Below are 19,113 nucleotides of genomic sequence, written 5' to 3' on the forward strand. Positions count from 1 at the left end.
GGCCGTACCGGCGCCGGGCGGCGGGCCGTCCTGGGCACCGTCGCGCTGGCCACGGCCGCCGCCGCGCTCGCGGGCTGTACGAGCGGCGGCGGGTCGGACACGGCGGGCGGCGGCCCGCGGGCCAGGCAGCAGGCCGCCGCGCCGGGCCCGCTGTGGAACACCCGGCCCCGCTCCATCGCCTCCCTCGGCGACTCCATCACGCGCGGCTTCGACGCCTGTTCGCTGCTGTCGGACTGCCCGGGCGCCTCCTGGTCCACCGGGACCGAGGTGGACAGCCTCGTGCGCCGGCTGCTGCCCGCGCGGACCCCCTCGGACGGGCACAGCTGGAACTTCGCGAAGACCGGCGCGGTCATGGCCGACCTGCCCGGCCAGGTGAAGACGGCGGCGGCCCGCCGGCCGGAGCTGGTGACCGTGCTGATCGGCGCCAACGACGCCTGCGCGGACTCGGTGGCGCAGATGACCCCCGCCGCCGACTACCGCAGGGACTTCACCGCCGCCATGACCGCGCTGCGCCGCACCCTGCCGCGCACGCAGGTGTACGTGGCGAGCGTGCCCGACCTGACGCGCCTGTGGTCCGAGGGCCGCAAGAACCCGTGGGGCCGGGCGGTGTGGAAGCTGGGCATCTGCCCCTCGATGCTGAAGGACCCCGACTCCATGGACGCCGCCGCGGTCCGGCGGCGCGCGGAGGTGGCGCGGCGGGTGGACGCCTACAACACCGCGTTGAAGGACGTGTGCGGCCGGGACGCGCTGTGCCGGTACGACGGCGCGGTGCACGCCTACCGGTTCACCGCCGACGACCTGAGCAAGTGGGACTGGTTCCACCCGGGCAAGGAGGGCCAGAAGCGGCTCGCCACCCTGGCGTACCGCGAGATCACCCGGAAGGAGCCGGCGAGGTAGGGCCGCACGGGCGCCCCGCCGGTCACTTCCGGTCCGGCGCCGGGCAGTCCCAGCCGTCGCCCCACCTCGTGCGGACGTCGGTCGCGGTGACCGCGCCGCACAGCATCTCCGGCTGCGGCGCGGCCGTCGCGCTGCCCCGCATGACGGCCACCAGCCGGTCGGGCGTGAGGAACCCGCCCCCGGCGGCCCCGGAGGAGTCGATGCGGCCGGTGGCCCCGTCCAGGCCGTGGCCCAGGCCCTGGTACAGCACGGCCTGCACCAGCGCCCGGCTCAGCCGCTCGTCGTGCCGGTTGGTGCCGCGCCACGCCTCGTCCACGGCCTCGGACAGGTAGCCCAGGGCGTCCCAGGCGAGCGCCGGGTGCCCGTCCGCGCGCAGCGCGCGGCCGAGGTCGTCGGTCTCCTTCCCGTACTGCGCGGCGTAGGCGGCCAGGAAGGTCCGCGCGCTGGTGGAGCCGACCACGGCGGGCTCGCCGTGCGAGATGTAGGACAGCCGCAGCCCGGAGAAGACCGACCACGGGTTCGCGCCCAGCGCGTTCTCCACGTCGTCGCTGGCGACCACGGTGAGGGTGCGGCAGGTGTCCGACAGGCGCTGGTACTCGCGCAGGAAGGTGGTGAACGCGCTGGCCCGGCCGGTCCACACCACCACCGCCGACGCGTCGCCCTGGACGGTGGTGCACACCCGCCGCGCCAGGTCGGCCAGCGTCGGGTACGGCTGGTTCACCCCGGAGGCGCCGAGCGTGAAGGGCAGCCGGTCCACGGGCGTGTGGTGGTAGGCCATGCCGAACTGGGTGGCCAGGTCCCTGCTGTACGGGTCCTCGGGGTCGGTGATCAGCTCGACCCGGGAGGCCGCCGTGCGCCCGCCGCCCGCCCGCGGCGCGATCCGCGCGTGCTTCACGAAGCCCGCCATGACGCGCGCGACCCGGGAGTCGACGGCCGCCATCTGGTAGTAGTGCCCGCCCTTGCGGGTCAGCTCGTCGGCCGTGCCGGAGGTACCCACCATGGGGATGCCCGCCTCCGCCAGCGTCTCCATCGCCTCGTACGTCGGCCGCCGGCTCTGCCCGAGGCCGATGACGCCCACGATGGACGGGTCGCGCCGGGCCAGCGCGACGATGCTCCGGGCGACCTCGGGCGCGTCCACGAAGACGTTTCCGGCGTTGGCCACCAGCACGCGCAGCGGCACCCGCTCGCCGGCCCGCAGCGCCAGGTCGTTGACGTACGCCTGGGCGAGCGCGATGCCGCGCAGCTCCGACAGGGTGCCGCCGCGCACCGGGTCGTTCTCGTCCTTGCCGCCGGTGAAGGGGCCGAGGTAGACCACGGTGCGGTAGCGCGGCTGGCCGTCGGCGCGCTGTGCCATCGCGTTGTCCACCGCCTTGTTCTGCCGGCGGATCAGGTCCAGGACCTCCCTGACCCGGGCCTCGCCCGGGCCCTTGGCGAACTGCTCGGTCCCCTCGATGACGCCCACGCACTGGCCGCCGGTCTTGCTCAGGAAGGTCTCCCCCGCGCAGCTGTCGTCCCCGCCGGTGCCCCACGGCCCGTAGACCACCCCTGCCACCACCGCGAGCGCGACGGCGCCGGCGGCCACGGCGACCGCGGACTCCGCGCCCGGCCCCCAGCGGCGGGACGGCACCGGCAGCGTGGGGCGGCGGCCGAGCCAGTACGCGGCCCGCTCGTCCTCCTCCGGCAGGCCCTCGTGCACGGGCACGACGATGCCGGTGGGCCGGCCCGGCGCCATGCCCTGGCGCTCCACCAGCGTCAGCTCGGCGCCGGCGTGCGCGAGGTCGGCGGCCTCGATATCCGGGATGCGGGAGGCCAGCGACCGTACGCCCGCGGCGACCGCGATCACCGACGTGCACCGCAGGTCCTCCACCGCCGACCGCAGCTCGCGCAGGAACCGCTGCACCCGCGAGTCGCGCGGCCCCGCCTCCTCGAACAGCAGCACGAAGCGGGTGCGGCGGCGCATCCGCCACCGGTTGAACCGGCGCTTGCGCACCGCCCCGTCCAGGTCCGCCAGCAGCGCGTGCGTGAGCACCCGGTCCAGCTTCTCCGGGTCGCTGCTCTCGCCGCCGGGCACGTGGTCGAGCGCGGAGCGGAAGAAGTCGGTCGGCGGCGCGCCCTGCTGGAGCCGCGCCCACTCCGCGTACCAGCGGCGCCGCCGGCCGCCGCCGAGCATGCGGCGGGTGGCGCGCACGCCGAACAGCCAGCGCGGCAGCTTCTGGCACAGCGGCCCGGCGATGCGGTTCCACACCAGCTCGATGAAGCTGCCGGTGCCCGCCTCGTCCGACCGGCCGCCGAACCACCACAGGAACTGCGCCACCCGCGAGAAGCGGCGGTGCTCGGCGTAGCAGTGGTCGCGCAGCTCGCGGTGGCGGTGCTCGATCGGCCCGTCGACGGCCGTGGCGGTGGCCACCGCGTGCAGCAGCCGGTAGCCGGGCAGCCGCAGCTCGCCGGTGTCCCGCGGCATGGACTCCACCAGCCGCAGCGCGATCTGCTCGAACAGCTCCAGCGGCGGCGGGTCGCCGCCCTCCGGCAGCGCCGGTACGTACGCGTGCGGCGCCAGCGACCCGTCCCGGCCGCGCAGCCGCGACCGCAGCCCCTGCACGATCCGCCGCCCCGCCCGCCCGTCCCCGGGCTCGTGCAGCAGCACCACCGGCACCCTGCTGCGGCGCTGCCGCGGCTGCGTCACCAGCTTGTCGAACGCCTCCACGAAGCGCTCGACGCCCGGATACGCCGGGATGCCGCCCCGCGGATCCCCGTTCGCCATGTCCCTCGACCCCCGTGTTCCCCCGCGTACTCCCCCGTCGGCCGCCCGTCCCCCGCGTCCCGGCGAAGGGCGGGCGAACCATGGGTATCCCCGGACCCGTCCCGGGTCATGCGTGGCGGACGATCATAAATCGCCCGGGAGGCGGGCCACCAGACGTGGCGTCAGTCTCGTGCGCGGCGCACGGGGCGGATCCTGACGGTCCGCCGGTTCCGGCAGGCCGTCAGGTCCGGGGCGGCCGGGGGCCGGTCCGTGCTCAGTCTCCGAGGCTGACCAGCATCTTGCCGGTGTTGGCGCCGCGCAGCATGCCCAGGAAGGCGTCCACCGCGTGCTCCACGCCCTTCACCACCGTCTCGTCGTAGCGCAGGCTGCCGTCGCGGATCCAGGCGCTGACCTCCGTCACGAACTGCTCGCGCAGGTCGAAGTGGTCCAGCACGAGCAGGCCCTGGATGCGCAGCCGCTTGCCCACGATCAGCGCGAGGTTGTGCGGCGCGGGCGGCGGCTCGGTGCTGTTGTACTGGGCGATCATGCCGCAGGCCGCGACGCGCCCGTGGAGGTTCAGCCGCTCCAGGGCGGCCTCCAGGTGCTCGCCGCCGACGTTGTCGAAGTAGACGTCGATGCCCCCGGGAGCGGCCAGCGCCAGCTGTTCGGCCACGGGTCCGCTCTTGTAGTTGAACGCCGCGTCGAAGCCGTACTCCTCCACCAGCACCCGGACCTTCTCGTCCGACCCGGCGCTGCCCACGACCCGGGAGGCGCCCTTCAGCCGGGCGATCTGGCCGACCTCGCTGCCGACCGCGCCCGCCGCGCCGGAGACGAAGACCGCGTCGCCCTCCGTGAACTCCGCGCTGCGCAGCAGGCCCGCGTACGCGGTCAGGCCCGGCATGCCGAGCACGCCGAGGTACGCCGACAGCGGCGCCAGGTCGGGGTCCGCCTTGACGGCCTGCTCGGCGGGCACGCGCGCGTACTCCCGCCAGCCGTCGTTGTGCACGACGTGGTCGCCCACCGCGAAGCCCTCCGCGTTGGACGCGACGACCTCGCCGACCGCGCCGCCGTCCATCGGGCGGTCCAGCCCGTACGGCGGCAGGTAGGACTTCACGTCGTTCATCCGGCCGCGCATGTACGGGTCCACCGACAGGTAGATGTTACGGACGAGGATCTGGCCGGGGCCGGGCTCGATGACCGGCGCCTCGCGGAGCGCGAAGTCCTGCGGCTTGGGCCAGCCCTCGGGGCGGGCGACGAGGTGCCATTCGCGGCTCGTGGCGGGGATGTCAGGCATGGTGGTCGCGGCCTTCCGTTTATTTCAGTGGGTGAAAAAATCATCCACCTATATAGTTCATGAAGTCAAGTAATTGGGTAGGCTGGCGGGATGACGTCGCCGCCACCCGACCCGCTGGCCGTTGAGGTCGTCGAACTCATCGGGACCGTCGTGGCCCGCTACCACCGGGAGTACGAGCACGCCGCCGCCAGGTACGCGCTGACCGGCGCCCAGGCGCGCGTGCTGAGCCTGCTGTGCGTCGAGCCCACGCCGATGCGGCGCATCGCGCGGTACTTCGAGTGCGAGCCGTCGAACGTGACCGGGATCGTGGACCGGCTGGAGGCCCGCGGCCTGGTCGAGCGCCGCCCCGACCCGTCCGACCGGCGCGTCAAGATCGCCGCGGCGACCCCGGCGGGCCGGGAGGCGGCGGCCCGGCTGCGGGGGTCGCTGGACTTCGCGCGGGAGCCGCTGGCGGCGCTGTCCGAGGCGGAGCGCACGACGCTGCGGGACCTGCTGAAGCGGATGGTGGGCGGCGGCGCGCCGGGGTGACGGACCCTGCGCGGACCCTGTCGCGCGGGGCGACGGCGGCGCCGGAGTGACGCGGCTTCGTGCGACTGTTCAGGTGCGGCTGTTTACGTGTGGCTGTTTCGCGCGCGGCCCGGGGCTGCGTCCGGAGCCGGGCAGGCGGCCTGGCCGTCGGCAGCCCCTCCGGCCCGTTCGCCCGGCGGTCGCCGGGCGGGGCACGGTCGCGGCCCCGGGCGTCAGGTGCCCGGGGCCGGCGCGCTCCGCGGGACACCCGCTACGCGCACCACCACAGGATGTGGTTGCACGTGGACGACGGGCTCGGCGTCTGCGAGGGCGGGTCCGACGGCGGGGTCACCCCGGGGTCCGGCGGGCCGCTGGTGGGCTGGGGCCGGGTGGGCGGCCCGGGGGCCGGTGCGGCCGGGGTCGTGCCGGGCACGGTCGCCGACGGCTCGGAGTCGTCGCCGGAGGACGGCGAAGCGCTGGGGCTGCCCGACTTCTTGTCGTCCGCCTCGCGGGTCTTCTCGCCGGGCTTCCCGCTCGGCGAGGCGGCGGAGGCCGGGACCGACCCGTTCTGGTCCTTCGGCGACACCGAGTCGCCGGGCCCGCTGTCGCCTTCGGTCTCCGGCTCCTCGGTGCCGGGCGTCGACGTCGGCTCCCGCCACACGCCGCCCTCCCGGGCCAGACCTGCCACGAGACCCGCGGCCAGGACCGTCCCCAGAACCGACGACAGGACCGTCACGCGCTTGCGCCGCCCGCGCCGGGCCCGGCGCCCCCGGCGCTGGCGCGGCCCGCCCGGGTCGTCCGGGGTCTCCCACTCGTCGGCGTCGTCGCGCGAGGACTCGTCGGCGGCGGCAGCGGCCGACCGCACGGCGGGCAGCAGGGCGCCGGAGTCGCGGCCGGAACCGGACGCGGGCTCGGGCTCGGGCTCGGCGTCGCCGTCGGGCTGCCGGCCGGCCTCGGGAGGCAGCGGCGGCAGCGGCGCGGTCTCGGCCGGGTCGGCGTGCGCCGGGTCGAGCAGGAGCGTCGCGTCCTGGGCCGCGCCGGGGTCCGCCGGGTCCGCCTGCCGTGCCGCGCCGTCGGGTACGGGCGCGGCGTGCGCCCGCTCCGGCTGCGGCGACACGCCCTGGGCCGGGCCGGACGGTCCGGGTCCCGCCGGGCCCTGCGCGTGCGCCAGCGGCCCGCCGTACTCGCCGGCGGGCGGTACGGGCGCGTCCTGCGCCTGAGCGGGCGGCAGCGGCCCGCCGTACCCGCCACCGGACGGCACGGACTCCCCCGCCACCTGCCCGTACGGCAAGAACCCGTCATAGGACTGCCCGGACGCCACAGCCCCCGCCTGACCCTGCACGGGAAGGACGGCGCCGTCGTACGGATGCCCGGACGCCACGGAAGCGTCCTGCGCCTGAGCGGGCGGCAACGGCCCGCCGTACCCGCCGCCAGACGGCACGGACTCCCCCGCCACCTGCCCGTACGGCAGAAACCCGTCATAGGACTGCCCGGACGCCACGACCCCCGCCTGACCACCCTGCTCGGGAAGGACGGCCCCGTCGTACGGATGCCCGGACGCCACGGCCCCGCCGTACGGCTGGCCCGGCGGCAGCTGCCCGTCGTACGCCTGGCCGGTCGGCACCGGGCCCGCCGGCGCCTCCCCGTACGCCGGTTGCCCGTCGTACGCCTGCGCGGGCGGCGGGAACCCGTCCCTCACGTCCCCGGGCCGCACGCCGACGCCCTGAACGGCGTCACTCGGCACCGGACTGCCGTGGGCCTGGCCCTGCGGCCCCTGGCCGAGCGGCGCCTGGCCCAGCGGTATCGCCCCGGACCGCGCCGGTCCGGCCTCCGGCGGCAGCGCCTCCGGCCCCGCCGCGCCCGGCCCTCCGGCGCCCTGCGCCCGTCTCGCGCCCGGCGCCGCCGGGCCCGGTACCCCGGCCCGGAGCGCGTCCGGTTCGGGCTGGCGGGAGCGCGGCACGCCCGGCTGCGGCGCGGCCGCTGCGTCGGGTGCGGCGGCGCCCATCGGCAGCGGCGTGAGCTCGCCGTAATGGGTTCCGCACCCTTGACAGGAGAGGGCGCCGTTCAGGTGTCGTCGGCACGTGGGACAGTAATCCATTTCGCCGGGCAGGCTAGGGGACATACGCGCCTGACACAATGCCTGAGCCTGTAAAGCGGGATGAAACCACCCGCCGTGCGAGCTGTTTGACGTGCGCGAACAGCCGCCGCGCCGCAATGTCTCCGGCCGCCGTCGGTAATGCCGCGGAATTTTTCGTGGTCGGGTCAACTCCCCGGCGGTGAGGGCGCATTGCCGGGGAAGGTTGCGCGGGGAAAGCGCCGGTTCGGCGCGCCGTCAGGTCGCGGGCGCCGCCAGGTCTCCGCGCAGCCGCTGGGCGCGCAGCACCAGTTCCAACTCGAAGCGCAGGTCGGGGTCGTCGACCTCGTCGCCCCACAAATCCCTGATCTGCCGCAGCCGGTAGCGTACGGTCTGCGGGTGCACGCCGAGCCGGGCGGCGATCTCCGGTGCGCCGCCGCGCGTCTCCAGCCACGCCAGCAGCGTCTCGGCCAGCCGCCGGCCGTGGGTGGCCCCGCACTGCGCGAGCGGCGCCAGCCGCTCCCGGGCCACGGCGTCGATCAGCTCGTCCGGGGGCAGCAGCACCAGCGCCTCGGTGTGCTCGGTGCAGTGCAGCAGTTCGCCGGAGGGCAGCAGGCCGCGCTCCATCAGCCGTACCGCGACCGTGGCCCAGCGCAGCGACGCGGCCGCCGCGGCGAGCGGCACGGGCGGGCCCAGCGCGCCGGACCAGCCCGCGGTGGCCCGGCGCAGCAGTTCCGGACGGCCGGCCGCGCCGGGGTCGGGGACGACCATGCGCGGCCGCTCGCACTCCATGTCCAGCAGCACGTCCCCGCTCACGGCCGGGGCGACCGCCTCGCGTCCGGGCCGTACGAGCACCGCGACGGCCACCCGCTCGGGCAGCGGCCAGCCGACGCGCGCCGCCCGCTCGGCCAGGGCCTCGGCGTGCCGGACCGGGTCGGCGGGCCGCGGCTCGGCCAGCAGCAGCTCCAGCAGCCGGCGCTGGAGCCGCAGCCGCTCGCTCTCCTGCCGGGCGGCCGCCTCGGCGTAGCCGCGCATGGACTCGGCCACCAGCCCGTCCAGGTACTCGAAGCCGGACTCGGCCAGCTCGTACATGGCGGGCGCGGGAATGTGCACCTTCTGGCCTATCTCGGCCAGCCGGCGCCAGGCCATCCGCACGCCCATCCGGTACATGGCCTGGAGCGAGTCGAGGCTGCGCCCGTTCATCACCTGAAGGCGCCCGAACTCCTGGAAGACCCGCCGGTGGTCCTCGGCCTCGTCGTGCTCGCCCGCCTTGTGCTGGACGAAGTGCTCCAGGGCGCGTCTGATGCCCACCAGCGCCATCGGCTCGCCGCTCTCGGTGGGCGTGGGCGCCAGGTTGGGGTACTCGCGGCGGATCTCGCGGAAGATGTCCTCGGCGAGCAGAGGCAGCTCGTCGAGGGCGAGTTCGGCGAACCGGCGCACCCGCGTTCGGGGTACGTCCTGCCAGGCGGAGCGCAGCGGAGGCATGCTTAAGACCCTAGCCTCCCTGCCTACGCGGCCCACGCCGCCCTGCCGTCCCCGCCCGGCGCGCCGAACGCTTCGCGCCATCCGGCGCCGGTCCGCGGGGCGCGCGGCACGCCTGCCGGGCGGCCCCGTGTGCCGGCCGCGCGGCGGAGCGGGCGACCATGGGGGGCATGACCGCTGCCGCCGACCCGCCCGAGGCGTTCCCCGCCGCCTTCCCGTTCGTCCTGGTGCTGCTGCGCCGGATGGCCGACCACCAGCCGGTCCTGGTCGAGGAGGCGCTGCGCGAGCTGGGCGTCGGCCGCACCACCATGCGCGAGGCCAACCGCCGCTGGCAGGCGATGCGGCGCTCGCCCCGGCGCCGCACGCCGGTGGCCCACTACCGCGCCGTGCTGGGCCCGCCCGAGGCGGCCGAGCCGCGCCGGATCGGCGACCTGGCCTGCGAGGCGCTGCTGTGGCCGGTGCCGCTGTGGCCCGGCCTGCGGTTCGAGGTGCTGCGCGGGCCGGGCGGCGCGGTGTGGAACGAGTGGCTGGTCCGCGCCCCCGGCGCCCCGGCGCCGCGGCCGCGCACGCTGGCCGACCTCGCGCCGTGGTCCTGCACGGTGGACGAGGTGGCGCGGGCCTTCCCGCCCGCCCGGCCGATGGAGGGCTCGGCGCCCACCCGCTGGCGGCTGGCCTTCACCGCCCCGGACGCGGCCGGTGAACTCCACCACTGCGTGGCGGAGTTCACCTGGGGCCTGCTGCAACGGGTGGAGGCCGTCAGGCCAGTGTCGCGCTGAGCGTGATCTCCGTGCCGGCGAGCGCCTGGCTGACCGGGCAGTTCTGCTTGGCGTCCTCGGCCGCCCGCACGAACGCGGCCTCGTCGAGACCGGCCACGGTGCCCTCGACGGTCAGGTGGATACCGGTGATGCCGGTGCCCGGCTTGAAGGTGACGTCGGCCTGGGTGCGCAGCCGCGTCGGCGGGGTCCCGGCCTGGGTCAGGCCGTGCGACAGCGCCATGGCGAAGCAGCTGGAGTGCGCGGCGGCGATCAGCTCCTCGGGGCTGGTCCTGCCGTTCGCCTGCTCGGCGCGGGACGGCCAGGTCACGGCCTGCTCGCCGATCCCGGACGAGTCGAAGGTGACGGTGCCCTGGCCCTCGGTGAGGTTGCCCTGCCACACGGTGTGCGCGGTGCGGGTGGTCGCCATGCTGTGTGCCTCCTGCCGGATCGCGGGGTCGCGGGGTCGCGGGGTCGCGGGCTACGAGCCTAGGACGTGCGGCCCGCGTGTCCCGGCGGCGACACCGGCGGCCCGGGCCCGCTCCGGCCCGGCCCTCAGTCCTGGTCCCGGCCCCCGGCGCCCTGGCCCCCGCCCTCGGCGCGCGCCTGCGCCTGGGCCACCTGCGCCCGTACCGCGTCCATGTCCAGGGCCCGCGCCTGGCCGATGACGTCCTCCAGGGCGCTCTCCGGAAGCGCGCCGGGCTGCGCGAACACCGCGATGTTCTCGCGCACGATCATCAGCGTCGGGATGGACTGGATCTGGAACGCCGCGGCGAGCTCGGGCTGGGCCTCGGTGTCGATCTTTCCGAAGACCAGGTCCTGGTGGCGCGCGGCGGCCTGCTCGAAGACGGGCGCGAAACTGCGGCACGGGCCGCACCACGAGGCCCAGAAGTCGATGAGGACGAAATCGTTGTCCGACACGATCTCGTCGAAGTTTTCCTTGGTCAGCTCAACCGTGGTCATGCCCGCCCAACCAAGGGCCGCGGCCCGCTATTCCCGGCTCCGGGGCCCGTTTCCGCGCGCCGCGGGTCCCGGCCGTGCCGCCCCGCCGCGCGTGTCGGACCGTATGCCGGTACGTACGGCGCAAGCCGGCAGCGGCTATCCGAGTGACAGGGCGCAACCCCCGGGAACACCCGTCGTTGAGCAGCCTGGATACGAACAGCGAGCGCACCGGTCACGGTGACGGACCGGCGCCGACACCGAGCGAGGACGAGGAGGGAACCATGCCGCGGCACACCATCTCGGCCCCGGCGGGCGCCACCCGGCGGACCCGGGCCACCGCTCCCGTCGTCGGCGCCGCGCCCGCCTCCTCCGCGTCCGCTGCCCGCCGCCCGCGCCGCATAGCGGGCGCGCACCACCGCTGACCGCGCCGTCAGCGCCGGATCCGGCACCGGATCCGGTCGGCGTCGGTCCCTGCCAGAACTGGCCCGCACCGAGCCGAGCACCGTCCAGGCCGCTCGTCCGGACCGGGCGGGGTGACGTCCCGTCCGGCTCCGGCCGACTGCCGAAGCGGTCTCGGTACCAGCCAGCGGGGTACCTTTCCTCCTTGCCCCGCACCCCCCGAAAAGGGCCCGGCCCCACCGGATTCCCGCCGTGACGGCAGCCGATGGAGCCGGACCCGACAGGTGCGTGTCAGTTCTGGCTGGAACCGAGGTCGACCAGGTCCGCCAGCGGGGCCTTGTGGCTGTCGACGACGCCGGAGTCCTCGTTGCACTGGAGGCCCGGGGTGGTCGTGATGAGGTCCAGCTGCACCAGACGCTTGGCGTCGACGCAGGTGTGCGGCAGCACGCTGACGTTCTGCGAGCTGCGGCCGCCGACGACGTCGGACGCCGAGGCGGCCGGGGCCAGGGCGGCGGCGCCGCCCGTGATGACCGCGGCGACCGAGGCGCAGGCAAGGGCCTTCTTCAGCATGTTCTTTCTCCTCCTAGCTTGGGCGGCGCCAGCGGACGCCGCCACTTGGAGCAACGCGGCAGCGGGTGTCGCGTGACGGGTGAGGCCGCCGAAGCGCACGGGATTCACCCCGAGGGCTGACCGCGGATCGCTCGGTTGACGCCCGGCCGCCCGCCGCCTCCTCCCGCGCCCGGCTTCCACGCCGTACGCCCGTACGCCCGCGCCCCCGGGTGCGCGCCGCGCCCCGGGGGCGCGCCCGGGGGCCGTACGCCGCGCGGCACCGCGGCGAACCCCCGGCGAACAGCGCGGCGCGCCCGCATACTCCCCCGCCCGCTGGTAATCCGGCAGTCATGACCAAGCTCCGCCTCCCACAGGACATCCGGGCCTGCCTGTTCGACCTCGACGGCGTGCTCACCCAGACCGCGGTGGTGCACGCGGCGGCCTGGAAGGAGATGTTCGACGCCTTCCTCCAGCGCCGCGACGGCCCGGGCTTCCGCCCGTTCGACGCGGTGGCCGACTACGACGAGTACGTGGACGGGCGGCCGCGCGCCGACGGCGTCCGGACGTTCCTGGCCGCCCGGGGCATCGAGCTGCCCGAGGGTGCGGACGACGATCCGCCCGACCGGGAGACCGTGCACGGCCTGGGCAACCGCAAGAACATCCTGGTGCTGGCGAAGATCCGCGAGCAGGGCGTCGACGCCTATCCCGGCTCGGTGCGGTTCGTGGCCGAGGCGCGGGCCGCGGGCCTGCGCACCGCCGTCGTCTCCTCCAGCGCCAACTGCCGTGACGTGCTGGCCGCCGCCGGGATCGAGGACCTGTTCGAGGTGCGGATCGACGGCGTGGTCGCCGCACAGCGGGCGCTGCCCGGCAAGCCGCACCCGGACACCTTCCTGGCCGCCGCCCGCGACCTGGGCGTGCCGCCCGGCGCGGCCGCGGTCTTCGAGGACGCGCTGGCGGGCATGGACGCCGGGCGGTCCGGCCACTTCGGCCACGTCGTCGGCGTGGACCGGGTGGGCCAGGCCGACGCCCTGCGCGCGCACGGCGCCGACACCGTCGTGAAGGACCTCGCCGAGCTGCTGGAGGACGCCTCGTGATCAGCCATTCCGCGTACGCCACCGAGCCCTGGTCGCTGCGCGAGACCGACCTGCACCTGGACGTGCTGCCGCAGAGCGAGTCGGTGTTCGCCCTGTCCAACGGGCACGTGGGCTGGCGCGGCAACCTGGACGAGGGCGAGCCGCACGGCCTGCCCGGCTCGTACCTCAACGGCGTGTTCGAGCTGCGCCCGCTGCCGTACGCGGAGGCCGGCTACGGCTACCCGGAGTCCGGCCAGACGGTGATCAACGTCACCAACGGGAAGATCATCCGGCTGCTGGTGGACGACGAGCCGTTCGACCTGCGCTACGGGCGGCTGCGCGCGCACGAGCGGGAGCTGGACCTGCGCGGCGGCCTGCTGCGCCGGACCTGCGAGTGGACCTCGCCGGCCGGCACCACCGTGCGGGTGACCTCCACCCGCCTGGTCTCGCTCACCCAGCGGTCCGTCGCGGCCGTCGACTACGCGGTGGAGGCGGTGGACGCGGAGGTCCGCGTCGTGGTGCAGTCCGAGCTGGTGGCCAACGAGCAGCTGCCGACGGCCGGCGGCGACCCGCGGGTGGCCGCCGTGCTGGAGTCGCCGCTGGTGCCGGAGGAGGACTTCTCCGACGGCATGCGGCTGCGGCTGGTCCACCGGACCGCGCGCAGCGGCCTGCGGGTGGGGGCCGCCGCCGACCACGTCGTCGACGGGCCCGGCTCCACCCGGGCGGCCAGCGAGAGCGGCGAGAACGTCGCCCGCCTGACGGTGACCTCGGTGCTGCGGCCCGGCGAGTCCCTGCGGTTGCAGAAGCTGGTCGCCTACGGCTGGTCGGGCGCGCGGTCGCTGCCGGCCGTGCGCGACCAGGTGGAGGCCGCGCTGGCCGGCGCGAAGAGCACCGGCTGGCAGGGCCTGGTGGACCAGCAGCGCGGCTGCCTGGACGACTTCTGGGCCCGGGCGGACGTGGAGGTGGAGGGCGACGCGGAGATCCAGCAGGCCGTACGCATCGCCCTGTTCCACGTCTTCCAGGCGGGCGCGCGGGCCGAGGAGCGGGCGATCCCGGCCAAGGGGCTGACCGGCTCCGGGTACGACGGGCACTCGTTCTGGGACACCGAGACCTTCGTGCTGCCGCTGCTGACGTACACCTCGCCGGGCGCGGTGGCGCAGGCGCTGCGCTGGCGGCAGACCACCCTGCCGGCCGCCCGGGAGCGGGCCGAGCAGCTGGGCCTGGCGGGCGCGGCGTTCCCCTGGCGGACCATCGACGGCTCGGAGTGCTCGGCGTACTGGCCGGCCGGTACGGCGGCCTTCCACGTGAACGCCGACGTGGCCGACGCGGCCGTACGGTACCTGGAGGCCACCGCCGACGACGAGTTCGAGCGGGAGACGGCGGTGGAGCTGCTGGTGGAGACGGCCCGGCTGTGGCGGTCCCTCGGCCACCACGACCACCACGGCCGCTTCCACATCGACGGGGTCACCGGGCCGGACGAGTACAGCGCGCTCGCGGACGACAACGCCTACACCAACCTCATGGCGCAGGCGAACCTGCGGGCCGCCGCCGACATCGCCGAGCGCCGCCCGGAGCAGGCCGCGGCCCTGGGCGTGGACGACGAGGAGGCGGCGGCCTGGCGGGACGCCGCCGAGGCGATGACCATCCACTACGACCACGCGCGTCAGGTGCACCCGCAGGCGGCCGGCTTCACCGGGCACAAGGTGTGGGACTTCGCCGGCACCCGCCCCGACCAGTACCCGCTGCTGCTGCACTTCCCCTACTTCGACCTGTACCGCAAGCAGGTGGTCAAGCAGGCGGACCTGGTGCTGGCGATGTTCCTGCGCGGCGACGCCTTCGACGACGAGCAGAAGGCCCGCAACTTCGCCTACTACGAGCAGCTGACCGTCCGCGACTCGTCGCTGTCCGCCTGCTGCCAGGCGGTGATGGCCGCCGAGGTCGGCCACCTGCGGCTCGCCTACGACTACCTGGGCGAGGCCGCGCTCATGGACCTGATGGACCTGGAGAACAACACGCGCGACGGGGTGCACATCGCGTCGCTGGCCGGCACGTGGATCGCGCTCGTCGCGGGCTTCGGCGGGATGCGGCAGCGGGCGGGCGCGCTGGACTTCGCGCCCCGGCTGCCCGAGCAGCTGGCGCGGCTGGCGTTCAGCGTGACGGTCCGGGACCGGTGCCTGCGCGTGGAGATCACCCCGTCCGCAGCCACGTACCGGCTGGCGGGCGGGGCGCCGCTGGAGATCCGGCACTACGGCAAGCCGCTGACCGTCTCGGACAAGGCGCCGCAGACCCGGGACATCCCCGCCGTCCCGGCCCGCCCGGAGCCGACCCAGCCCACGGGCCGACGGCCGCACCGGCGCGGCTGACGGCCTGGCCGCTGCGGGCCGGGGCGTACGGTCCGCGGCGGCCGGACGCGACCGTGTACGCCTGGAGGCTCGCGCCGGCCCGGGCGCGGTACGGGGGCTCAGCCCTCCTGGGAGTCCTCCCCGGGCAGGGGCCGCGGCGTCTGCCAGTCGTCCAGCGGCACCCGGCAGGCGTTGAGCATCCCGGCGAGCGCGCGGTACGTGCCGACCAGCACCAGCAGCTCCAGCAGCTGCGCCTCGTCGTACCGGCCGGCGAGCTTCGCCCAGGTGGCGTCGGTGAGGGTGGCCTGGTCGTGCAGCTCGTCCACGGCCGTCAGCAGGGCGGCGTCGTCCTCCGACCAGCCGCCGGAGGAGGCGCCGAGCCCGGCCCTGACCACCTCGTCCTCGGTGAACCCGGCAAGCTGCGCCAGCATGTGGTGGTGCGACCACTCGTAGCCGGAGCGGCCCAGCACCGCGGTGCGGAGGATGGCCAGCTCCCGGTCCCGGTGCGGCAGGGAGCCGCTGTTGATCTGCGTGAGCAGCGGCTCCAGGGCGATGGTCAGGTCCGGGTTCCAGGCCAGGGTGCGGATCAGGTTGATCGCCAGGTTGGGCGGCACCTGGAGGTTCCGGGCGCCCTCGCCCTCGGCGGCCGTCTCCTCCGCCCGCGCCAGGCCCTCGCGCAGCCGGGGGTCCCACTTCTCGACGGGCAGGGGTATCAGGCGCGGCTCGGGCGGCTGTTCGGACATGGGGGGTCTCCTTTGACGTTCGTCCTGCCCGCCATCATGGCGGAGACCGGCACACCCGCACCCGCCGCATCCTCAGGCGGCCCGAATCCCAGGAGCCTCACGGGCCTGTCGAAAACCAGTGCTGCCGCCACGGGTCTCTCGGTTAGCTTGACCGGCATGGACGAGAACACACTGCTGACCCGGTCGGACGGGCCGGTCACCCGGCCCCGGCTGGTCGGCGACCTGGAACGGCTCGGCCTCGCCGCGGGCGACGTCGTCATGTTCCACACCGAGATGTCCGCCCTCGGGTACGTGGCGGGCGGCCCGCAGACGGTCATCGGAGCGCTCGGCGACGTGGTGGGCGAGTCCGGGACGCTCATGGTCACCTGCGGCTGGAACGACGCGCCGCCGTACGAGTTCGCCACCTGGCCGAAGGAGTGGCAGGACGAGCTGCGCGCCCACCACCCGGCCTACGACCCGCTGCTCAGCGAGGCCGACCACGCCAACGGCCGGCTGCCGGAGGCGCTGCGCCGCTGGCCGGGCGCCGTGCGCAGCCGGCACCCGGACGCCAGCTTCGCCGCGCTGGGCGCCGCGGCGCGGGACCTGATGGCCGACCACCCCTGGGACGGCCCGCACGGCCCGGACAGCCCGCTGGCCCGGCTGGTCGCGGCGGGCGGGCGGGTGCTGCTGCTGGGCGCGCCGCTGGACTCGCTGACGCTGCTGCACCACGCCGAGGCGCTGGCCGACGCGCCCGGCAAGCGGTACGTGTCGTACGAGCAGCCGATCCTCGTCGGCGGGGAGCGCGTCTGGCGTCGCTTCCACGACATCGACTCGGCCGACGGCGCCTTCGACTACTCGCCGGTGGTGCCCGAGGGCGTGTGGCCGTTCGAGGTCATCGCGCGGGACATGCTCGCGGCGGGCATCGGCGTGGAGGGGCTGGTCGGGGCGGGCCGCAGCTACCTGTTCGAGGCGGAGGAGGTGGTGCGCTTCGGCGTGGAGTGGATGGAGCGGAAGCTGGGGGGCGGCGCCTGAGCACCGCCCCCGCCGGGCCGCACGCCGTGAGCCGCACGCCGGTTCGTACGCCGTGAGCCGCACGCCGGTTCGTACGACGTGGGCCGCACGCCGGTTCGTACGACGTGGGCCGCATGCCGTGAAGCCGTACGCCGTGGGGCCGTACGCTGTGGGGCCGTACGCCGCCGGGCCGCGCGTCACGGCGACGGGGACGCCGCCTCCGGGTACCGGCCGCGGCGGCGGCCCCCGTTCAGGAGCGCACCAGGCGCGCCATGGCCTCCCGTACCTCGCGCAGCTTGTCCTCGGCCTGCGGCCCGCCGTGCTCGACGGCGCTGGCGACGCAGTGCGCCAGGTGCGCGTCCATCAGGTGCAGGGCGAACGCTTGCAGGGCCCGGGTCGCGGCGGCCACCTGGGTGAGGACGGCGATGCAGTAGCTGTCGTTCTCGACCATCCGCTGCAACCCCCGGATCTGCCCCTCGATGCGCCGCAGACGCCGCAGCACCTCGTCCTTGTCGCCGAGATAACTGGTCATGGCCGGCTCTCCTTACCGGGACTGGCGCCCGCCGGCGGGCCCCGGCCCGCGGGCCGGGGCGCGGTGGGGTGCCGGTCTCACACGGTGGCCACGGACACGCCGCCGATGCGCGGGCGGGAGTCCGGGAGCGGCACGGGCGCCGCCTCCGCGGCGGCCGCGGCGGCGCGCTCGGGCGGCGGGTCGAGCGGGGCGGGCGTGACCACGACCGGCGGCAGGCCCTCGCCGTCCCAGATGCCCTGGTCGTGCAGGTGGTGCAGCAGGTCGGTGATGTCGTAGCGGAAGACGCCGCCAGCGCCCTCGTGGTGGCCGACGTCGTCGCCGACCGATCCGAAGAAGTCGATGTGGCCGACGAAGCAGGGGCCGTCGGGGTCGAGGTCCTCCGGGTGCCCCTCGCGGGCTCCGGCGAACACCCGGTAGCTGGTCCCCGGAGGCGCGTCGGCCCGTACGTCGTCGATGGTGAGCATGACCCGGGACTCGGTCTCGCGGCGGGCGACGGGGGCCAGCGCCGCTCGCGGCTCGGTCTCGGGGGCGAGCGGCATGACGACCGGGTCGGGGCCCAGGTCCTTCGCGCCCGTACGCCCGATCACCGGCTCGGACGGGCCGGTGGGGCTGACGGCGGCCATCAGGAAGGCCCTCCGCTCGGCGGCCTTCTCTCCGGTGCCCTCGGTCAGCGACTCGTAGCGGTAGCCGAGCGCCTCCGGCGACAGGACGTCCCGGGAGGTGAGGGTCACCGGCTCGCCGCCTACGTCCCGGAAGGCGAACGTGCGGTCGAGCCAGTCCGCGCTCTGCGGGTTCTTGTGGTTCATGTCGGTCAGCCACGCGGGCCAGTACCGGTCGATGTTGCTGTGGTGCAGCCAGAAGACCGGGTCCCGGGCGGAGACGAACTGGCTCATCAGGCCGCCGACGAAGACGTGCAGGTTGTTGTGCGGCCGCTGCTCCAGCAGGCCGCTGCCGCCGCCGCTGTGCGGCAGCTCGCCGTCGGTGTCCCGGCTCCCGAACTGGTCGCTGCCGGGGAAGAGGGAGGCGTGCAGGGCGGCGGTGGGGTCGACTTCGGTCCACTGGGCGGAGAAGCCGTTGGCCGCGTTCTGGCCGCGGTCGGGCGGGGCCAGGAACAGCGGGTTGGTGCTGCCGTCCTCCTCGCCGTCGGGCCACTGCGGGGTCCGGAAGGCGTCCGGCAGGCGGCGGCACTTCTTCGACTCGGGGCTGTCGACGTCGCCGATGACGCGCGTGTAGTTCCAGTACGGCAGCGCCCAGTCCTCCGGGCCGTCCATGTCCCGGATCTCCTGGAGCACGATCTGCTCGAAGCAGTGCAGGTAGGCCCGGTGCCAGGGGAGGAAGAACCAGCCGCCGTGCGGACACTGGTCCCATTCCTCGGGCTTGGGCGGCTGCACCCGGGAGCCGTGGATGTTGGTCTGCCAGAGCCAGCTCGTCGGGTCGGCCTCCGGCTTCTTCTTGCCCTTCATCCTCCTGACGGCTCTGGCGTACCAGAGGATCTGCGGGTCCCAGGTGTCCATTTTCGTGATGTCGCGGCGCACGCGTGTTCCGGCCATGACTGTTCCTTCCGCGGCTTGCAGAATCCACCGCCGAGCGGCGGTTTTCGCGCGAGGAAGCCCACCGCGTGAGAAGGATCGAAACGGCTGAGGGTGCGGTGGGCCGGGGCGGCGGGCCGAGCCCCGCCGCATATGCCCGATGCATACGGGTATGCCCTCTCAGCGTCGCACTCCGCGGGGCTCGCGCAACTCGAATGGCCGAACCGGCCGCGACCGCCGCGCGGTCGGCGGTCGGCGGTCGGCGGTC

At 75.3% G+C, this 19,113-nt stretch carries 17 protein-coding genes; 7 read left to right on the forward strand and 10 right to left on the reverse strand.

Going from position 1 to position 19,113, the window contains the following annotated elements; translation table 11 throughout:
- The first annotated feature begins 30 nt into the window (after positions 1 to 30).
- Positions 31 to 897, forward strand: coding sequence for a GDSL-type esterase/lipase family protein (locus RKE29_RS16990; RefSeq protein ID WP_312006271.1), 867 nt, complete (start codon positions 31 to 33; stop codon positions 895 to 897).
- Between the two features lie 22 nt (positions 898 to 919).
- Here the strand turns inward: RKE29_RS16990 and RKE29_RS16995 are convergent, their stop codons facing one another.
- Both RKE29_RS16995 and RKE29_RS17000 read right to left on the reverse strand, forming a co-directional pair.
- On the reverse strand, positions 920 to 3,658 hold the full coding sequence (locus tag RKE29_RS16995; RefSeq protein WP_312006255.1) for an ABC transporter substrate-binding protein: 2,739 nt from the start codon (positions 3,656 to 3,658) through the stop codon (positions 920 to 922).
- A gap of 253 nt (positions 3,659 to 3,911) precedes the next feature.
- Entirely contained in the window at positions 3,912 to 4,931 is a 1,020-nt protein-coding gene (locus tag RKE29_RS17000) for an NADP-dependent oxidoreductase (RefSeq protein WP_312006256.1), read from the reverse strand.
- A gap of 90 nt (positions 4,932 to 5,021) precedes the next feature.
- Here RKE29_RS17000 and RKE29_RS17005 point away from each other — a divergent pair, with 90 nt between their 5' ends.
- Positions 5,022 to 5,459 carry a MarR family winged helix-turn-helix transcriptional regulator gene (locus RKE29_RS17005; protein WP_312006257.1) on the forward strand — a complete coding sequence of 146 codons (438 nt, stop codon included), beginning with the start codon at positions 5,022 to 5,024 and terminating at the stop codon, positions 5,457 to 5,459.
- A 250-nt stretch (positions 5,460 to 5,709) separates the two neighbouring features.
- On the opposite strand, the gene RKE29_RS17010 is transcribed toward RKE29_RS17005, so the two are convergent.
- Together RKE29_RS17010 and RKE29_RS17015 are read right to left on the reverse strand one after the other, a co-directional pair.
- Positions 5,710 to 7,182, reverse strand: coding sequence for a hypothetical protein (locus RKE29_RS17010; RefSeq protein WP_312006258.1), 1,473 nt, complete (start codon positions 7,180 to 7,182; stop codon positions 5,710 to 5,712).
- Positions 7,183 to 7,770: 588 nt separating this feature from the next.
- Positions 7,771 to 8,997: a helix-turn-helix domain-containing protein gene (locus RKE29_RS17015; RefSeq protein ID WP_312006259.1), complete on the reverse strand. Its 1,227-nt coding sequence runs from the start codon at positions 8,995 to 8,997 to the stop codon at positions 7,771 to 7,773.
- 167 nt (positions 8,998 to 9,164) lie between these two features.
- On the opposite strand from RKE29_RS17015, the gene RKE29_RS17020 reads away from it, so the two are divergent.
- Entirely contained in the window at positions 9,165 to 9,770 is a 606-nt protein-coding gene (locus RKE29_RS17020; RefSeq protein ID WP_312006260.1) for a hypothetical protein, read from the forward strand.
- Here RKE29_RS17020 and RKE29_RS17025 read toward each other — a convergent pair.
- Positions 9,751 to 10,176: an OsmC family protein gene (locus RKE29_RS17025; RefSeq protein ID WP_312006261.1), complete on the reverse strand. Its 426-nt coding sequence runs from the start codon at positions 10,174 to 10,176 to the stop codon at positions 9,751 to 9,753. The genes RKE29_RS17020 and RKE29_RS17025 overlap by 20 nt on opposite strands.
- A gap of 125 nt (positions 10,177 to 10,301) precedes the next feature.
- Positions 10,302 to 10,709, reverse strand: coding sequence for a thioredoxin (gene trxA / locus RKE29_RS17030; RefSeq protein ID WP_312006262.1), 408 nt, complete (start codon positions 10,707 to 10,709; stop codon positions 10,302 to 10,304).
- A gap of 260 nt (positions 10,710 to 10,969) precedes the next feature.
- Between trxA and RKE29_RS17035 the strand changes: the two genes are divergently transcribed.
- The gene (locus RKE29_RS17035) at positions 10,970 to 11,110 is read left to right on the forward strand and encodes a hypothetical protein (RefSeq protein WP_312006263.1); all 141 of its coding nucleotides are present in this window, start codon (positions 10,970 to 10,972) and stop codon (positions 11,108 to 11,110) included.
- Between the two features lie 268 nt (positions 11,111 to 11,378).
- On the opposite strand, the gene RKE29_RS17040 is transcribed toward RKE29_RS17035, so the two are convergent.
- On the reverse strand, positions 11,379 to 11,657 hold the full coding sequence (locus RKE29_RS17040; protein ID WP_312006264.1) for a hypothetical protein: 279 nt from the start codon (positions 11,655 to 11,657) through the stop codon (positions 11,379 to 11,381).
- 329 nt (positions 11,658 to 11,986) lie between these two features.
- On the opposite strand from RKE29_RS17040, the gene RKE29_RS17045 reads away from it, so the two are divergent.
- Together RKE29_RS17045 and RKE29_RS17050 are read left to right on the forward strand one after the other, a co-directional pair.
- Complete coding sequence (locus RKE29_RS17045) at positions 11,987 to 12,730, forward strand: beta-phosphoglucomutase family hydrolase (protein ID WP_312006265.1); 744 nt, start codon at positions 11,987 to 11,989, stop codon at positions 12,728 to 12,730.
- Positions 12,727 to 15,072, forward strand: a complete 2,346-nt coding sequence (locus RKE29_RS17050) for a glycosyl hydrolase family 65 protein (protein ID WP_312006266.1) — start codon at positions 12,727 to 12,729, stop codon at positions 15,070 to 15,072. The genes RKE29_RS17045 and RKE29_RS17050 overlap by 4 nt, the downstream gene beginning before the upstream one ends.
- A gap of 98 nt (positions 15,073 to 15,170) precedes the next feature.
- On the opposite strand, the gene RKE29_RS17055 is transcribed toward RKE29_RS17050, so the two are convergent.
- On the reverse strand, positions 15,171 to 15,794 hold the full coding sequence (locus RKE29_RS17055) for a carboxymuconolactone decarboxylase family protein (RefSeq protein WP_312006267.1): 624 nt from the start codon (positions 15,792 to 15,794) through the stop codon (positions 15,171 to 15,173).
- 156 nt (positions 15,795 to 15,950) lie between these two features.
- Between RKE29_RS17055 and aac(3) the strand changes: the two genes are divergently transcribed.
- Positions 15,951 to 16,805 (forward strand): aminoglycoside 3-N-acetyltransferase, encoded by an 855-nt coding sequence (gene aac(3) / locus RKE29_RS17060; protein WP_312006268.1) that lies wholly within the window; start codon positions 15,951 to 15,953, stop codon positions 16,803 to 16,805.
- Between the two features lie 229 nt (positions 16,806 to 17,034).
- Here aac(3) and RKE29_RS17065 read toward each other — a convergent pair whose 3' ends face one another.
- Positions 17,035 to 17,316, reverse strand: coding sequence for a metal-sensitive transcriptional regulator (locus tag RKE29_RS17065; RefSeq protein WP_312006269.1), 282 nt, complete (start codon positions 17,314 to 17,316; stop codon positions 17,035 to 17,037).
- A 77-nt stretch (positions 17,317 to 17,393) separates the two neighbouring features.
- Positions 17,394 to 18,866 (reverse strand): tyrosinase family protein, encoded by a 1,473-nt coding sequence (locus tag RKE29_RS17070; protein WP_312006270.1) that lies wholly within the window; start codon positions 18,864 to 18,866, stop codon positions 17,394 to 17,396.
- Positions 18,867 to 19,113 lie beyond the last annotated feature (247 nt).

The organism is Streptomyces sp. B1866 (genome assembly GCF_031932565.1).
GTDB lineage: Bacteria > Actinomycetota > Actinomycetes > Streptomycetales > Streptomycetaceae > Streptomyces.

What these genes read in the sequence shown, in the direction of transcription:
- RKE29_RS16995 (WP_312006255.1), bottom strand. Translation starts at nt 3,658, where the DNA reads ATGGCGAACGGGGATCCGCGGGGCGGCATCCCGGCGTATCCGGGCGTC.
- RKE29_RS17000 (WP_312006256.1), bottom strand. Translation starts at nt 4,931, where the DNA reads ATGCCTGACATCCCCGCCACGAGCCGCGAATGGCACCTCGTCGCCCGC.
- RKE29_RS17005 (WP_312006257.1), top strand. Translation starts at nt 5,022, where the DNA reads ATGACGTCGCCGCCACCCGACCCGCTGGCCGTTGAGGTCGTCGAACTC.
- RKE29_RS17015 (WP_312006259.1), bottom strand. Translation starts at nt 8,997, where the DNA reads ATGCCTCCGCTGCGCTCCGCCTGGCAGGACGTACCCCGAACGCGGGTG.
- RKE29_RS17020 (WP_312006260.1), top strand. Translation starts at nt 9,165, where the DNA reads ATGACCGCTGCCGCCGACCCGCCCGAGGCGTTCCCCGCCGCCTTCCCG.
- RKE29_RS17025 (WP_312006261.1), bottom strand. Translation starts at nt 10,176, where the DNA reads ATGGCGACCACCCGCACCGCGCACACCGTGTGGCAGGGCAACCTCACC.
- trxA (WP_312006262.1), bottom strand. Translation starts at nt 10,709, where the DNA reads ATGACCACGGTTGAGCTGACCAAGGAAAACTTCGACGAGATCGTGTCG.
- RKE29_RS17035 (WP_312006263.1), top strand. Translation starts at nt 10,970, where the DNA reads ATGCCGCGGCACACCATCTCGGCCCCGGCGGGCGCCACCCGGCGGACC.
- RKE29_RS17040 (WP_312006264.1), bottom strand. Translation starts at nt 11,657, where the DNA reads ATGCTGAAGAAGGCCCTTGCCTGCGCCTCGGTCGCCGCGGTCATCACG.
- RKE29_RS17045 (WP_312006265.1), top strand. Translation starts at nt 11,987, where the DNA reads ATGACCAAGCTCCGCCTCCCACAGGACATCCGGGCCTGCCTGTTCGAC.
- RKE29_RS17055 (WP_312006267.1), bottom strand. Translation starts at nt 15,794, where the DNA reads ATGTCCGAACAGCCGCCCGAGCCGCGCCTGATACCCCTGCCCGTCGAG.
- RKE29_RS17065 (WP_312006269.1), bottom strand. Translation starts at nt 17,316, where the DNA reads ATGACCAGTTATCTCGGCGACAAGGACGAGGTGCTGCGGCGTCTGCGG.
- RKE29_RS17070 (WP_312006270.1), bottom strand. Translation starts at nt 18,866, where the DNA reads ATGGCCGGAACACGCGTGCGCCGCGACATCACGAAAATGGACACCTGG.